The 13,772-nt window shown below is 68.9% G+C and carries 17 protein-coding genes; 3 read left to right on the top strand and 14 right to left on the bottom strand.

Annotated elements, in window-relative coordinates:
- Positions 1–7: 7 nt before the first annotated feature.
- From trpD to AC1DGW_RS07620, 13 genes are all read right to left on the bottom strand, one after another.
- Entirely contained in the window at positions 8–1,039 is a 1,032-nt protein-coding gene (gene trpD / locus AC1DGW_RS07560) for an anthranilate phosphoribosyltransferase (RefSeq protein ID WP_478021168.1), read from the bottom strand.
- 13 nt (positions 1,040–1,052) lie between these two features.
- A complete protein-coding gene (locus AC1DGW_RS07565) occupies positions 1,053–1,565 on the bottom strand; it encodes a DUF1543 domain-containing protein (RefSeq protein WP_478021170.1) in 513 nt (170 codons plus the stop codon).
- Positions 1,562–2,215 carry a LysE family translocator gene (locus AC1DGW_RS07570; RefSeq protein ID WP_478021172.1) on the bottom strand — a complete coding sequence of 218 codons (654 nt, stop codon included), beginning with the start codon at positions 2,213–2,215 and terminating at the stop codon, positions 1,562–1,564. The genes AC1DGW_RS07565 and AC1DGW_RS07570 overlap by 4 nt, the downstream gene beginning before the upstream one ends.
- Positions 2,209–2,793: an anthranilate synthase component II gene (locus AC1DGW_RS07575; RefSeq protein ID WP_478021174.1), complete on the bottom strand. Its 585-nt coding sequence runs from the start codon at positions 2,791–2,793 to the stop codon at positions 2,209–2,211. The genes AC1DGW_RS07570 and AC1DGW_RS07575 overlap by 7 nt, the downstream gene beginning before the upstream one ends.
- 3 nt (positions 2,794–2,796) lie before the next feature.
- On the bottom strand, positions 2,797–3,591 hold the full coding sequence (locus AC1DGW_RS07580) for an SIMPL domain-containing protein (RefSeq protein ID WP_478021176.1): 795 nt from the start codon (positions 3,589–3,591) through the stop codon (positions 2,797–2,799).
- A gap of 65 nt (positions 3,592–3,656) precedes the next feature.
- Positions 3,657–5,132: an anthranilate synthase component I gene (trpE, locus tag AC1DGW_RS07585; RefSeq protein ID WP_478021178.1), complete on the bottom strand. Its 1,476-nt coding sequence runs from the start codon at positions 5,130–5,132 to the stop codon at positions 3,657–3,659.
- Between the two features lie 238 nt (positions 5,133–5,370).
- Entirely contained in the window at positions 5,371–6,762 is a 1,392-nt protein-coding gene (locus AC1DGW_RS07590; protein WP_478021180.1) for a sensor histidine kinase, read from the bottom strand.
- Positions 6,762–7,442 (bottom strand): winged helix-turn-helix domain-containing protein, encoded by a 681-nt coding sequence (locus AC1DGW_RS07595; RefSeq protein WP_478021182.1) that lies wholly within the window; start codon positions 7,440–7,442, stop codon positions 6,762–6,764. Before AC1DGW_RS07595 ends, AC1DGW_RS07590 begins: the two co-directional genes overlap by 1 nt.
- A 76-nt stretch (positions 7,443–7,518) precedes the next feature.
- The gene (locus AC1DGW_RS07600) at positions 7,519–7,782 is read right to left on the bottom strand and encodes a hypothetical protein (protein ID WP_478021184.1); all 264 of its coding nucleotides are present in this window, start codon (positions 7,780–7,782) and stop codon (positions 7,519–7,521) included.
- Positions 7,783–7,869: 87 nt separating this feature from the next.
- Entirely contained in the window at positions 7,870–8,112 is a 243-nt protein-coding gene (locus tag AC1DGW_RS07605) for a hypothetical protein (protein WP_478021186.1), read from the bottom strand.
- 386 nt (positions 8,113–8,498) lie between these two features.
- Positions 8,499–8,990: an N-acetyltransferase family protein gene (locus AC1DGW_RS07610; protein WP_478021188.1), complete on the bottom strand. Its 492-nt coding sequence runs from the start codon at positions 8,988–8,990 to the stop codon at positions 8,499–8,501.
- On the bottom strand, positions 8,987–9,661 hold the full coding sequence (gene rpe, locus AC1DGW_RS07615) for a ribulose-phosphate 3-epimerase (protein WP_478021190.1): 675 nt from the start codon (positions 9,659–9,661) through the stop codon (positions 8,987–8,989). Before rpe ends, AC1DGW_RS07610 begins: the two co-directional genes overlap by 4 nt.
- 11 nt (positions 9,662–9,672) lie before the next feature.
- Positions 9,673–10,002, bottom strand: coding sequence for a J domain-containing protein (locus AC1DGW_RS07620; protein WP_478021192.1), 330 nt, complete (start codon positions 10,000–10,002; stop codon positions 9,673–9,675).
- Positions 10,003–10,146: 144 nt separating this feature from the next.
- Between AC1DGW_RS07620 and AC1DGW_RS07625 the strand changes: the two genes are divergently transcribed.
- Positions 10,147–11,073: a phosphoribosylaminoimidazolesuccinocarboxamide synthase gene (locus AC1DGW_RS07625; protein ID WP_478021194.1), complete on the top strand. Its 927-nt coding sequence runs from the start codon at positions 10,147–10,149 to the stop codon at positions 11,071–11,073.
- A gap of 56 nt (positions 11,074–11,129) precedes the next feature.
- Complete coding sequence (locus AC1DGW_RS07630) at positions 11,130–11,609, top strand: Mpo1 family 2-hydroxy fatty acid dioxygenase (RefSeq protein WP_478021196.1); 480 nt, start codon at positions 11,130–11,132, stop codon at positions 11,607–11,609.
- A 95-nt stretch (positions 11,610–11,704) separates the two neighbouring features.
- Here the strand turns inward: AC1DGW_RS07630 and AC1DGW_RS07635 are convergent, their stop codons facing one another.
- Positions 11,705–12,592, bottom strand: coding sequence for an NAD-dependent epimerase/dehydratase family protein (locus tag AC1DGW_RS07635; protein WP_478021198.1), 888 nt, complete (start codon positions 12,590–12,592; stop codon positions 11,705–11,707).
- Positions 12,593–12,667: 75 nt separating this feature from the next.
- Here AC1DGW_RS07635 and AC1DGW_RS07640 point away from each other — a divergent pair, with 75 nt between their 5' ends.
- A complete protein-coding gene (locus AC1DGW_RS07640) occupies positions 12,668–13,582 on the top strand; it encodes a universal stress protein (RefSeq protein WP_478021200.1) in 915 nt (304 codons plus the stop codon).
- Positions 13,583–13,772 lie beyond the last annotated feature (190 nt).

The raw sequence follows: 13,772 nt of genomic DNA on the forward strand, positions 1-13,772 counted from the left end.
AGAAGGATCAGCCGGCCAGCGCGCGGCTGGCGGCGACGTACTGCTGCATGCGCGCGCGGGCACTGCCATCGGCGATGACCGCGCGCGCGCGCGCCAGGCCGTCGGCGATGCTGTCGGCCACGCCGGCCACGTACAGCGCGGCGCCGGCGTTGAGCGCGACGATGTCGTTGGCCGGGCCGGGCTGGTTGTCGAGCACGCCGCGCAGCATGGCGATGGACTCTTCCGGATCGGCGACCTTGAGGTTGCGGCTGGCCGACATGGCGATGCCGAAATCCTCCGGGTGGACCTCGTACTCGCGCACCTTGCCGTCGCGCAGCTCGCCGACCAGCGTACCGGCGCCGAGCGAAATTTCGTCCATGTTGTCGCGGCCCCACACCACCAGCGCGCGCTCGGCGCCGAGTTCGCGCAGCACGCGCGCCTGGATGCCGACCAGGTCCGGATGGAACACGCCCATCAGGATGTTGGTGGCACCGACCGGATTGGTCAGCGGGCCAAGGATGTTGAAGATGGTGCGCACCCCCATCTCGCGGCGCACCGGCGCCACCACCTTCATCGCCGGGTGGTGCATTGGCGCGAACATGAAGCCGATGCCGGTCTGCTCGATGGCGCGCGCCACTTGCTCCGGGCCGAGCTCGATCACCGCGCCCAGCGCCTCCACCGCGTCGGCGCTGCCCGACTTGGACGACACGCTGCGGTTGCCGTGCTTGGCCACCTTGGCGCCAGCCGCGGCCACCACGAACATCGAGCAGGTGGAGATGTTGAAGGTGTGCGAGCCGTCACCGCCGGTGCCGACGATGTCGACCAGATGGGTCTTGTCGGCCACCGCCACCGGCAACGCGAACTCGCGCATCACCGTGGCCGCGCCGGCGATCTCGCCGACGGTTTCCTTCTTGACGCGCAGTCCGGTGAGGATGGCCGCGGTCATGGTCGGGGACACCTCGCCACGCATGATCTGCCGCATCAGGTCGACCATCTCGTCGAAGAAGATCTCGCGGTGCTCGATGGTGCGTTGCAGGGCTTCCTGCGCGGTGATGGTCATGACAACTCCAGGATCAGGAAATAACGATGTAGTCGCTCTGGCTGCGGATGCCGGCATGGGCGCCGTGAACCAGGTGCACGTGCAGGCCGCCGATGGGGCCGACGGGCAGGCAGCCGTCCACCTCGAACAGGGCGTCGCGGTGCGGCTTGATCCATTCCGCCCCCGCCTGCGCCAGTGCCTTGCGCTTGGCCTCGGCCGCATCGGCGGCGACCACCAGCAGGTAGCCATGGGCCTCGCCGAACTCGCCGGCGACATAGCCGCCAAGATTGACGAAGTACAGCCGGGGCATGCCGGCGGCCGGCATGTCGGCGGACAGGCGTACCTGCCACTGCTCGACGCCATCGACGGTCATCCACGAATCCAGGTGCAGGCCGGCCAACTCCCCAAACCATTGTTCGCGCAGCTGTGGGTAGGTCTGCTCGATGCTGGTGCCGACACCGAACACCACGTCGTGCACTTCGGTATTGGCGCGCGCATGGCGGCCGCCGAGCATCACCACGAACAGGCGCAGGCCGGCATCGCTCATGGCATCGGCCTCGCGCCCAAGGCCAGGCGCACGCCGAAGCCGATGAACAGCACGCCGGCCACTTTGTCCAGCCACTGCATGCCGCGCGCCGCCCAGCGGCTGCTGCGCATGCGGTCGGCCAGCAGCACGTAGAGCGCGTTGACCGGCAGCGCGTTGACGGTGAACACGATGCCCAGCACCGCGAATGCCAGCGTCTTGTCCTGCACCGACGGGGCGATGAACTGCGGCAGGAAGGCGAGGAAGAACAGCACCACCTTCGGGTTAAGCACATTGGTCAGGAAGCCGCCGGCGAACACCTGCCACCATGAACCGGCACCGCTGCCAGCCGCATCGACGCCGGCCTGCAACGTCGCCGATCCCGCCCTGCTGCGCAGCAGGCGCACGCCTACCCACAGCAGGTACGCCGCGCCTATCCACTTGATCGCGATGAACAGCGTCGCCGACGTCGCCAGCAGCATGCCCAGTCCCAGCGAGGCCAGCGCCACATGCACCAGGCAACCGGCGCTGATGCCGGCAACGGCGGCAAAGCCGGCGCGACGACCACCGCGCAGCGAGCGGCTAACGATGTAGAGCACATCCGGACCCGGCGTCAGGTTCAGCACCCAGCCGGCCAGCATGAACAGCAGCAGTTGCGCCGGCTCGATCAGCACGTGCGGTCCAGGAAGTTCTTCATCAGCGCGTGGCCGTGCTGGGTCAGGATGGATTCGGGATGGAACTGCACGCCTTCCACCGGATATTCGCGGTGGCGCAGGCCCATGATCTCCTCCATCGAACCGTCGGCATTCTCGGTCCAGGCGGTGATTTCCAGTTCGGCCGGCAGCGCGTTCTTGTCCACCACCAGCGAGTGATAGCGCGTGGCCTCGTAGCGGTCCGGCAGGCCGGCGAACACGCCCTTGCCTTCATGGCGGATCGGCGAGGTCTTGCCGTGCATGATGTTGCCGGCGCGGATCACGCGACCGCCATAGACCTGGCCGATGCCCTGGTGGCCCAGGCACACGCCGAGGATCGGGATGGACGGCCCGAGCCGGCGGATCACCTCCAGCGACACGCCGGCGTCGTCGGGCGTCTTCGGCCCCGGCGACACCACGATGTGCGAGGGCTGCAATGCGGCGATCTGCTCGACGCTGAGCGCGTCGTTGCGCACCACCTTCACCTCGGCGCCCAGCATCTGCAGGTACTGCACGAGGTTGAAGGTGAAGCTGTCGTAGTTGTCGATCATCAACAGCATGGCTCAGTTTCCATCGCTAATCAGGAAGATGGCGTAGACGTTTTCGGTGTAGGTGATGGGTGCGGCCGTGAGCAGCTCGCCCGCTGCAGGTGCAGCCGCAACCTGGTTGCGGCTACCGGACACCTGCACCCGATCCAACGAGCCGCCACGCTCGTAGAAATCCCCGCCGCTATTGGCGTTCGGCCAACTGCCGGCCTGCACGCCGTAGGCAAAACTGGGGGCAACGTCGGAAATCGTATAGAGGCCAATAATCTTCGCCCCATAGGCATCCGCCAGCCCCTTGGCCGACGCGCGCGTCTGCGCTGCCGCTTCGGCCTTGAGCTCGGCACGCAGGCGTAGCTCACCCGAATACATCGGGGCGGCGGTGCGCACCTGAATCTCCTTGCTGGCCTTCAACTCGGCAAGAAAGTCCCGCAACTGCTCTGGATTCTCGAAGGCGCCTTCCAGGTCACGGCTGACAGCCGTGCCCTGGAACACTTCCTCATCCTCCTTGTAGCGTGTGGACGGCTCGATGCTCAGGTTATCCATGCGCACCGTCTCCGCGATGGCACGGTGCTTGGCGAACAGACCCATGATCCGCTCGGCATTGGCTTGAACCTTGCGGCGAGCGATATCGGTCTGCATGTCCACCGATTCCAGCGCGATCTTCACCACGAAGCGATCCGGAATCACCTTGCGGCTTGCGTCCCCCTTCACCAGCAGATGCGGCTGAGAGGGAATGGAGTTGGCCTGCGCCCACGCCTGCGGGACCATGGCAACCAACATCGCTGACCACAGCAACATGCGGGAAAACTTCATGCGGCACTCCTTGTCATGATGAGAGGAACATCTGCATTCGATGCAAACAGCTTGCGGGACAAGGCCTACAGCCCCTTTGCCGCCTGCGCCACCGCGCGGAACAGCGCGCGCCCCTTGTTCATGGTCTCGTGCCATTCGGCGTCCGGGTCGGAGTCGTAGACCACGCCGCCGCCGGCCTGCACGTACAGATAACCGTCCTGGATGACCGCGGTACGGATGGCGATGGCGGTGTCGGCGTCGCCGTGCCAGCCGATGTAGCCGACCGCGCCGGAATAGACGTTGCGCTTGACCGGCTCCAGCTCGCGGATGATCTCCAGCGCGCGGATCTTCGGCGCGCCACTGACTGTGCCGGCCGGGAAGGTGGCGCGCAGCACGTCGCTGTAGCTCAGGCCGGCCTTCAGCGTGCCGGTGACCTCGCTGACGATATGCATGACGTGGCTGTAGCGCTCGATCACGAACTGCTCGCCCACCCGGACCGTGCCCGGCTCGGCGACGCGGCCGACATCGTTGCGGCCCAGGTCGATCAGCATCACGTGCTCGGCGCGCTCCTTGGGATCGGCCAGCAGTTCGACCTCCAGCGCCTTGTCCAGCTCCGGTGTGGCGCCGCGCGGGCGGGTGCCGGCGATGGGGCGCACGGTAACGATGCCATCGCGCAGGCGCGCCAAGATTTCCGGCGACGAGCCCACCACCTGGGTGCCGCCGACATCGATGAAATACATGTACGGCGACGGATTCAGCGCGCGCAGCGCGCGGTACACGTCGATCGGGCGGGCACGGAACGGCACGCGCAGGCGCTGGCTCGGCACCACCTGGAAAATGTCGCCGGCGCGCACGTAGTCCTGCGCCCTGCGCACCACCTCGTGGTACTGCTCGCGGGTGAAGGAGGATTTGAAGTCCTGTTCGTCGATGGCGTCGGACACCTGCGCCTGCGGATAGCCGGCGCCGGCCTGGCGCAGGCGGTGCGCCAGTTCGTCGAGGCGGCGGTTGGCGCGCGCCCACGCCTGCGGCTGGGTCGGGTCGGCGTGCACGATCAGGTACAGCCGGCCCTTGAGGTTGTCGAACACCGCCAGCTCTTCGGACAGCATCAGGTAGATGTCCGGCGTGCCGAGTTCGTCGGGCTTGTCGCCGGCGCCCAGGTGCGGCTCGATGTACTGGATGCATTCGAAGCCGAACCAGCCGACCAGGCCGCCGGTGAAGCCCGGCAGGCCCTCGAACTGCGGCACCGAGTGCTGCGCGCGCAGGACTTCGACCTCGGCCAGCGGGTCGGCGACCTCGCGGCGCTCGATCACCTCGCCCAGCTCGCTCACTTCCAGCGTATGGCCGCGGAAGCTGTAGATGCGCCGCGCGGGCAGGCCGATGATCGAATGGCGGCCGAAACGCTCGCCTCCTTCGACCGATTCGAACAGATAGGTGTGCGGACCGTCGGCGAGCTTGAGGTAGACCGAGAGCGGCGTGTCCAGGTCGGACAGCACTTCGCGGACGACGGGGATGCGGGTATGGCCTTCAGCGGCCTGCTGCTGGAACTGCTCGAACGTGATCAAGACGGTCTTCCTTCCGGAAATCGGTGGTGGCGGTACGGACGACGGCAACGGGCCACCATCGCCACCAGCGGCGAGCGGAAGAAAGGGAACGCTTGGTCGTCAGATTGGACACCGCGCAACTGTACCGCAAATGGGCGCCGGCGGGGGCCGCGGCACCCCCACGGAACACTTGCAGAGGCAACCGTCCGCGCCCGCCCCGTGGGGCTTTCGGGCCGCCATGCCGCGGCTGCCGATCACTTCAATCCGCAGCGGGCGGATGCCGGCGCGGCAGGTGGAGTGTCACGCACAGCCCCGGATTGCCGCCGGGACCGGCGTCGCCGTCGGACAGGACAATGGTGCCGCGATGACGGGCGACGATGGCGCGCACCAGACTCAGGCCCAGCCCGGTACCGGGCTGGCCGCGATCAGCCTGCAGGCGCTCGAAACGGTCGAACACGCGCTGGCGGTCGCCCTCGGGAATGCCGGGACCTTCATCGCGGATGCTCAGTTCGGCCTGTTCGCCCGCAGCGGCCATGGCAAGGGTGACGGTGCCGCCAGCGGGCCCGTACTTGAGCGCGTTGTCGAGCAGGTTCACCAGCACCTGGAACAACTGGTCCGGATCGCCCATCACCTGCAGCGGCTCGCCCAGGACGCGCAGCCGCATGCCGCGCTGGGCGGCGACCGGCTGGTAGAGCTCGGCCACGTCGTCGACCAACCGGCCCATATCGACGACGGAAGCATCGCCGGCGGTCGCCAGCTGCGCCTCGATCCGCGACAGGCGCAGCAGCGCGGAGAAGGACTGCAGCAGGCCATCGGTTTCCGCCAGCCCCGCATCCAGTTCGGCCAAGGCCGCCGACGAGCCGGCGATGGCCGGCACGTCGCGCATCGATTCGAGCCGCGTGCGCAGGCGGCTCAGCGGCGTGCGCAGGTCGTGGGCAATGTGGTCGGTGGCGTGGCGGACCGCGTCGAGCAGCGCCTGGATCCGGTCCAGCATGCCGTTGAAGCGCAGCGCGACGCGGTCGAACGCATCGCCGCTGCCGTCGCTGTGCACGCGCAGGTCCATTTCCCCGGCGGCCACGCGCTCGGCGGTACGGTCCAGGCTGCCCAGGCGCCGCGCCACCCAGCGCGAGGTCCAGCGCCCGACCATCGCCCCCATCACCGCCGCGGCCAGCAACGCCGCCAGCGCCGAATGCAGGATCAGGCGCAGGAAACCGTCTTCCGAACGCATGCGCAGCCCGGCGACGAGGTATTGGCCGTTGTCCAGCAGCTGCTGGTGCGCGATCACCCGCGGGTCGTCGTCGGATTCCTCGTCGATGAACTCCAGCCAGTGCGCGCGCGCATTCCAGCCGGGCAGGGCCGCCAGCGTGCCGGCGATGACCTTGCCGTCGGCGTCCAGCAGCAGGTAGAGCATGTCCGGATCGTCCGGGGTCTCGATGCGCCCCACCAGTTCCTCGCGCAGCCGCGCGTAGCCGGCGTGGCGGTAGAGATCGCGCAGCCCGGCCGCGTCGGTGCGGACGACCTCGTGCGCGTCGCGCTCGAGCAGGGTCGACACCGCGGCGTAGATGCCGGTGCCGAGCAGGATGAAAGACATCAGGAAGGCGATGGACACCGCCAGCGCCAGCCGCGAGGTGGTGGAGCGCAGCAGGCGCATCAATCACCGAGCCGGTAGCCGGCACCGCGCACCGTATGCAGCAGCGGCAGGGCGAAGCCATGGTCGATCTTCTGCCGCAGGCGGCTGATGTGCACGTCGATCACATTGGTCTGCGGATCGAAGTGGTAGTTCCACACCGACTCCAGCAGCATGGTGCGGGTGACCACGCGGCCGGCGTTGCGCATCAGGTATTCGAGCAGCATGAATTCGCGCGGCAGCAGTTCGATGGCGCGGCCGCTGCGCGACGCGGCGCGGCGCAGCAGGTCCAGTTCCAGGTCGGCGACCTGCAGCCGCGTCGACGGCGCGGCCTGCGCCGTGGCCGGGCTGCGGCGCGACAGTCCGTCGAGCCGGGCGCTGAGCTCGGCGAAGGCGAAAGGCTTGACCAGATAGTCGTCGGCGCCGGCGCGCAGGCCTTCGACGCGGTGGTCGACATCAGCCAGCGCGGTCAGCAGCAGCACCGGCACCGCATTGCCGGCGCCGCGCAGCGTGCGCAGCACGGTGAGGCCGTCCAGGCCGGGCAGCATGCGGTCAAGCACGATGGCCGCGTAGGCTTCGGTCGTGGCCATGAACAGGCCGTCGCGACCGTTGTCCACACAGTCGACGACATGCCCGTCCTCGCGCAGTCCCTTGGCGATGAATGCCGAAATCTGCGTATCGTCCTCGACGACCAGTATGCGCATGGAGGCGTGGTTGTGGCCTTGGTGGAGGAAGCATAGCGCCGGCGGCGACGCGACTGGCCATGCCGGCGGTTCCGGCTCAATGCGTCGCGGCGGGGACGGCGGGCGGGTTGCGGCTGGCCGTGGCCGGTGCGCGGCGTTCGCACTTGCCCAGGGCGCTGCGCTTGAGGCAGCGCGGCGGCGCCTTCGCCACTATTGGCGGCGGCCTTGAAGAGGGGGAGTTGGAGTCGGGAACCGACGGCGCGGCAGGCCCTGCGATGGCGGCCTGCGACAGCGCGCCGCCCAGGACGGCGAACAGGACGACTGCCATCGCGCGATGCAGGCAGTAGGTATCCGCGTTCATTGCCCTGCCCTCCGTCACGCTGACCGGACCGGACGCAGGTGGGTCACGCCGGCCGACGGACCGGCGTGACCATCCCGAGCCAGGAACTTACTTGCTGCCCGCACCCGAAGTCGGGGCGGCTGCCGCCGGCTTGGCCGTGGCGGCATGGTGATGATGCTTCTTGCCGTGGTGCTTGGCGGCCGGCGCGGCGGCGGTCTTGGCGGCGGGCGCCATCTGTGCGGCCGGTGCCGCCGGGGTGGCGGGCGTGGCCGGAGCGGTCGACTGGGCGGCGAACGCAGTGCCGGCACCCAGGGTCAGGCCGACGGCGAGGAGAAGGGCGGAGGTCTTCATATGCGTGATCCTTTGGGCTGGCTACATCGTGGAGGTTCGGGATGGATGGCGTTTCCAACCATCGGGGACAGATTGCGCCGCGCCGGCTAACGGGAGCGTGGCGCACGCATGAACGCTCTGTAATGTCCACCGCCACGGCGCGGCAATGCCGCCGTCATCGTCGTGTCATCGACCGTGCGGAGAATGGAAGGCCATAGCAGGGATGATGGATGGAGGCAGGATCAGCCTCCCACGAATTCCCCTGGCCGTGGCGGCGACGCCACGGCCTTTTTTTGATCCCTTCGCAGGAGCGCACTTGTAGGAGCGCACTTCAGTGCGCGAAGGGGCTTCGCCGGGAAAGCTTCATCGCGCACTGAAGTGCGCTCCTACGGGGACGATGGGCGACTTCAGCCTTCTGCGAACCGCCGCAATGCATCGCCCTGCAGCCGGTACACGGTCCATTCGTCCTGCGGCAGCGCGCCGGCGGCGCGGTAGAAATCGATCGCCGGCGTATTCCAGTCCAGCACCGACCACTCGAAACGGCCGCAGCCCTGCGCCACCGCCAGCCGCGCGATGTGCTGCAGCAGCGCCTTGCCCGCGCCGCATCCGCGATGTTCCGGGCTGACGTACAGGTCTTCCAGGTAGATGCCGTTGCGGCCCAGCCAGGTGGAGTAGTTGTAGAAATACACCGCGTAACCGATGGCCTGACCGGCGCGCTCGCAGACCAGCGCCTGCGCCTTCGCATCGGCACCGAACAGGCTGGCGCGGATGCCGGCTTCATCGGTCTGCACCGACGATTCGGCTCTCTCGTAGATCGCCAGCTCGCGGATGAAATGCAGGATCAGGCCCGCATCGTCGGCGGTAGCCGGACGGATGAGCAGGCCGGCGTCCACGCTCAACCCCGCGCCGCGGCGACGTTGCCACGCATCTGCGCGATCACCTGCACGTAGTCCGGGGCGTTGAAGATGGCCGAACCGGCGACGAAGGCATCGGCACCGGCCGCGGCGATCTGCCCGATGTTGTCGGCCTTCACGCCGCCGTCCACTTCCAGGATCACCGGCTTGCCGCGCTTGTCGATCATCGCCCGCACCGCGCGCAGCTTGTCCAGCGTGGAGGGGATGAAGGCCTGGCCACCGAAGCCGGGGTTGACCGACATCAGCAGCACCAGGTCCAGGTCCTCCAGCACCCAGTCCAGCACTTCCACCGGCGTGCCCGGGTTCAGCACCAGACCGGCCTTGCAGCCGTGCGACTTGATCAGCTGGATGGTGCGGTGGACATGCTTCGACGCCTCCGGGTGGAAGCTGATGAGGCTGGCGCCGGCTTCGGCGAAGTCCGGCACGATGCGGTCCACCGGCTCGACCATCAGGTGCACGTCGATCGGTGCGGTCACGCCGTGCCTGCGCAGCGCCTGGCAGACCATCGGGCCGATGGTCAGGTTGGGCACGTAATGGTTGTCCATCACGTCGAAATGGACCCAGTCGGCGCCGGCGGCGATGACGTTGTCGACTTCCTCGCCAAGCCTGGCGAAATCGGCCGAGAGGATGGACGGGGCGATGATGCAGTTGGACATGACGGAGCCTTTCAGCGCTTGCGCAGGGATTTGATGCGGTCGTAGGCGGCGTTGATCTGCCGGGCCTTCCTCTCGGCCTGGGCGCGCAGTTCGGGCGCGGCGCCGGCCACCTTGTCGGGGTGGTACTGGGAAATCAGGCGGCGGTAGGCCAGGTCGATCTCGGCGTCGGTGGCCTCGCGGGTGACGCCCAACTCGCGGTAGGGCAGGTCCTTGCCCAGCTTGAACCAGTCGTTGTCGAACGCATGCCCCAGCAGCATGCCCACCACCGCGCCGAACAGCGGGTTGGGCCTGAACAGCAGGGCGCCGGCGATGAATCCCAGCAGTTTTCCGTACCAGCGCATGGGTGGGGCTGTGGCCTTGACAGATCGGACACGTATTTTATGCCACAGCGGCCCCGGACGGCCTTACACTAGGCCGCCCGCCGTCCGCCGCGGGCCCCCCGGGTCCTGTGCCGACGGCTTCATCGCCAAGTTCCAGGAGTGCCCGTGCCGACCACGCTGCTGCAATCCGATCTTCCCGGCCTGCCCTTGCGCCACCGCGGCAAGGTGCGCGATGTGTTCGATATCCCGCGCGAACGTCTGCCCGCCGACACGCCTGCCGGCGATTACCTGCTGATCGTGGCCACCGACCGCCTCTCCGCGTTCGACGTGGTGCTGCCCGACCCGATTCCCGGCAAGGGCGAGATGCTGTGCCAGGTGTCGAACTTCTGGTTCGGCAAGACCGAGCACCTGATGCCCAACCACCTGACCGGCATCGACGTGGCCAGCGTGCTGCCCGAGGGCGTGGACCCGGCGCTGTACGCCAGCCGCGCGGTGGTGACGAAGAAACTGAAGCCGGTGCCGGTGGAGGCCATCGCCCGCGGCTACCTGATCGGCAGCGGCTGGAAGGACTACCAGCGCACCGGCCAGGTCAGCGGCATCAAGCTGCCCGACGGCCTGCAGCAGGCCCAGCAGCTGCCCGAGCCGATCTTCACCCCATCCACCAAGGCGGCAGTGGGCGACCACGACGAGAACATCGACTTCGACGCGATGGTCAAGGCGGTGGGCGCGGACCTGGCCGAGAAAGTCCGCGATGCGACCCTGCGCATCTACAAGTTCGCCGCCGCCTATGCGGCCGAGCGCGGCATCCTGCTGGCCGACACCAAGTTCGAGTTCGGCACCGACGCCGATGGCCGCCTGTACATCATGGACGAGATGCTGACGCCGGATTCCTCGCGCTACTGGCCGGCCGACGAGTATGAGGTCGGCACCAGCCCGCCGAGCTACGACAAGCAGTTCGTGCGCGACTACCTGGAAACGCTGGACTGGAACAAGACCGCCCCCGGCCCGGAACTGCCGGCCGAGGTGATCTCGCGCACCCGCGACAAGTACGCCGAAGCCCTGCAGAAACTGGCCGGCATCCACATCGACTGACCACCGGCGCGCCCGCCCGGGCGCGCCCCACACGCCCTGCCGGGAGAAGAGGCAGCATGGACATGAGCGCCGCACGCCCCATCGACCGCTGGTTCGCCAGTTACTCCGGCGACCACCGCAACTCCGTCAACCAGGCCATCCATGTGATCGCCGTGCCGGCCATCATGTGGTCGGTGATCGCCCTGCTGTGGTGCATCCCGCCATTGCTGCCGTGGTTCCAGTACGGCATCTGGGCGGCGCTGGCGATGTTCGGCGCATGGGCGTACTACAACCGCCTGTCGCGGTCGCTGGGCATCGGCATGCTGATCCTGTTCTTCGTCTCCGGCTGTTTATGCCGGCTGCTGGAGGATCGCATCGGCCTGCGCGGCCTGCTTTTCTCCGGCATCGGCGTGTTCGTGGTGGCGTGGATCGCGCAGTTCATCGGCCACCACATCGAAGGCCGCCGGCCCAGCTTCCTCACCGACCTGACCTATCTGCTGATCGGTCCGATCTGGGTACTGGCCAAGCTGTACCGCCAGTTCGGCTGGAAGTACTGAACGGCGCGTTCCATCGGAGGGGCTCGGGAATGTGGATGCGGGGCTTGCCCCGCATGCGACATGGGGCGAAAGCCTCCTGCGCGGCGGGCCTGCACCTACTGGCCGAACATGTCCCGGGTCGGCAGGAACGGCCGCGGCGCGTAGCCGAAGTCGCGCTGCGCCGGGCCGATGTCGAACACCAGCGGCTCGCGCATGCGCGCCAGCGCGGCGGCATTCATGCCGCGCAGACGGCCGGCCGCATGGGCCAGCGCCAGCGCGGCACGGAACAGGGGCGCCGGTACGCGCAGCAGTCGCGGCGGCGGCTGCAGCGATGCCAGCACCCGCCACACCATTTCCGCATAGCCCAGGCGTTCGCCGCCGCCCAGCGCATAGGCGCACCCTGCCGTGGCCGGATACTGCGGCACCTGCATCGCGGCGTCGGCCAGGTCCTGCACGTGTACCGGCTGGCGCAGGCCATCGGCTCCGGAAGGCAATACGAACACGCCGGCGCGTGCCGCCATGCGTGCGATCGCGCTCAGCGTGGCATCGCGGCCGGCGCCGTAGACCAGGGTGGGACGCAGCACGGTCGCCGCCACGCCGCGCTCGCGCGCAGCAGCGAACAGCGTGGCCTCGGCCTCGCGCAGGCGGCGGGCGACGTCGCGCTCGGCCGGTTCGCTCGAATCCTCCTTGACCTCGACGCTGGTGGAACCGAACGCGACCACGCGCGGCGCGGCGATGCCCGACGCCGCGTACCAGCGCGCGAAATGATCGAGCGGACCGCAGCTGAACACCGCGTCGAACGGACCCTCGCCCCGCCAGTCGCCGGACAGATCGCCCTGCCGCCACGCCAGCCCCGGCGCGGCCGCGCGCGGCGCACGCGATACCGCGCAGACCTGCCAGCCCGCGGCCAGCAGCCCGGCCAGCAGCCGCTCGCCGATCTGTCCGCTGCCGCCGAACACCAGCGCGCGGCGCGGCGCGTTTCCGTCGTGTCGCCCTGTTTCCATGCGCGAAGCATAGGCGATGGAAACGCATCGATGCCCAACGGGTAGACTCGGCGCGAACGACCTGCCGAGGACGCCATGTCGAACTCCCGCCCCGTGCCGCCGCGCGCCATCCTGTTGGCCACCGACCTGGGCGCCCGCTGCGACCGCGCGCTGTCGCGCGCCCTGCAATTGGCACGGCAATGGAACGCGCGGCTGGTGGTGGCGTCCGTGCTGCCGCCGGCACCGGCACAGCAGATGATCGCCGGTGTGCTCGACGCGCCCGATCCGCTGGCGCGCGAGCACGCCCGCCAGGCGGTGGAATGGCGGCTGCGCCGCAACTTGGGCGCCGAGGCCGACGGCATCGCGCTGGACGTGCGCATCGGCGAAGGCCATGTCGGCCGCGCCGTGCTGCAACTGGCCGCGGAGACCGGCTGCGGCCTGGTCGTGACCGGCATCGCCAGCGACCCGGTGTTCGAACTGCCCGCGCTCGGCTCGACGGTACTGTGGCTGACCCGGCACTGCCCGCTGCCGCTGCTGGTCGTGCACCGGCGCGTGCATGCGCCCTACCGCAACCTGGCCGTGGCCACGGATTTTTCCGGAAGCGCCCACCACGCGACCCGGCAGGCGCTGGCCCTGTTCGGCGCGCCGTTGCGGCTGGCGCTGGTGCATGCGCTGGAAACGCCGGGCAGCGCGCTGCTGGCCGGCGACCGCGACACGCTGCAGGCGCAGGCGCGGCTGCGGGCGAACGAACAGGCGCGCGATTTCCAGGCCGGCCTGCCGATGGAACCGGGCCAGGTACAGGCGGTGATCGAGCCCGGCGACCCGGCCCGGCTGCTGCGCCAGCACGTGGAGGCCGAGGACGTCGACCTGGCGGTGGTCGGCACGCATGGCCGCGGCGCATTGTTCGAGCTGCTGATCGGCAGCATCGCCCGGCGCCTGGTCGCGACCCTGGAAACGGACACGCTGCTGGTCCGCGACCCGCGCTCGCTGCCGCCGCAGACGGAACCCTGAGTCCGTCCCGCCGGCGACGGCTCCGCCCCCGTCCCAGCCTGCGGCACGCCATTGCCCGGCACGCACGACGAAGGATCATCCGACGCGGTACTTGAGGGGCGTCACTGCGCGTCCGGCGCCCCGCCGGGCCGGCGTGATGCCTCGCCAGGCCTGCTCCCCGGCCATCCGGCAGCCGCCAGCCGGACGCGTG

The organism is Stenotrophomonas sp. 05N423 (assembly GCF_056397145.1).

Bases quoted from the DNA above. Each gene is read 5' to 3' on its own strand.
- rpe (WP_478021190.1), bottom strand. From the start codon at position 9,661: ATGTCCAACTGCATCATCGCCCCGTCCATCCTCTCGGCCGATTTCGCC.
- AC1DGW_RS07590 (WP_478021180.1), bottom strand. From the start codon at position 6,762: ATGCGCCTGCTGCGCTCCACCACCTCGCGGCTGGCGCTGGCGGTGTCC.
- AC1DGW_RS07640 (WP_478021200.1), top strand. From the start codon at position 12,668: ATGTCGAACTCCCGCCCCGTGCCGCCGCGCGCCATCCTGTTGGCCACC.
- AC1DGW_RS07580 (WP_478021176.1), bottom strand. From the start codon at position 3,591: ATGAAGTTTTCCCGCATGTTGCTGTGGTCAGCGATGTTGGTTGCCATG.
- AC1DGW_RS07595 (WP_478021182.1), bottom strand. From the start codon at position 7,442: ATGCGCATACTGGTCGTCGAGGACGATACGCAGATTTCGGCATTCATC.
- trpD (WP_478021168.1), bottom strand. From the start codon at position 1,039: ATGACCATCACCGCGCAGGAAGCCCTGCAACGCACCATCGAGCACCGC.
- AC1DGW_RS07620 (WP_478021192.1), bottom strand. From the start codon at position 10,002: ATGCGCTGGTACGGAAAACTGCTGGGATTCATCGCCGGCGCCCTGCTG.
- AC1DGW_RS07630 (WP_478021196.1), top strand. From the start codon at position 11,130: ATGGACATGAGCGCCGCACGCCCCATCGACCGCTGGTTCGCCAGTTAC.
- AC1DGW_RS07575 (WP_478021174.1), bottom strand. From the start codon at position 2,793: ATGCTGTTGATGATCGACAACTACGACAGCTTCACCTTCAACCTCGTG.
- AC1DGW_RS07565 (WP_478021170.1), bottom strand. From the start codon at position 1,565: ATGAGCGATGCCGGCCTGCGCCTGTTCGTGGTGATGCTCGGCGGCCGC.
- AC1DGW_RS07635 (WP_478021198.1), bottom strand. From the start codon at position 12,592: ATGGAAACAGGGCGACACGACGGAAACGCGCCGCGCCGCGCGCTGGTG.
- AC1DGW_RS07600 (WP_478021184.1), bottom strand. From the start codon at position 7,782: ATGAACGCGGATACCTACTGCCTGCATCGCGCGATGGCAGTCGTCCTG.
- AC1DGW_RS07605 (WP_478021186.1), bottom strand. From the start codon at position 8,112: ATGAAGACCTCCGCCCTTCTCCTCGCCGTCGGCCTGACCCTGGGTGCC.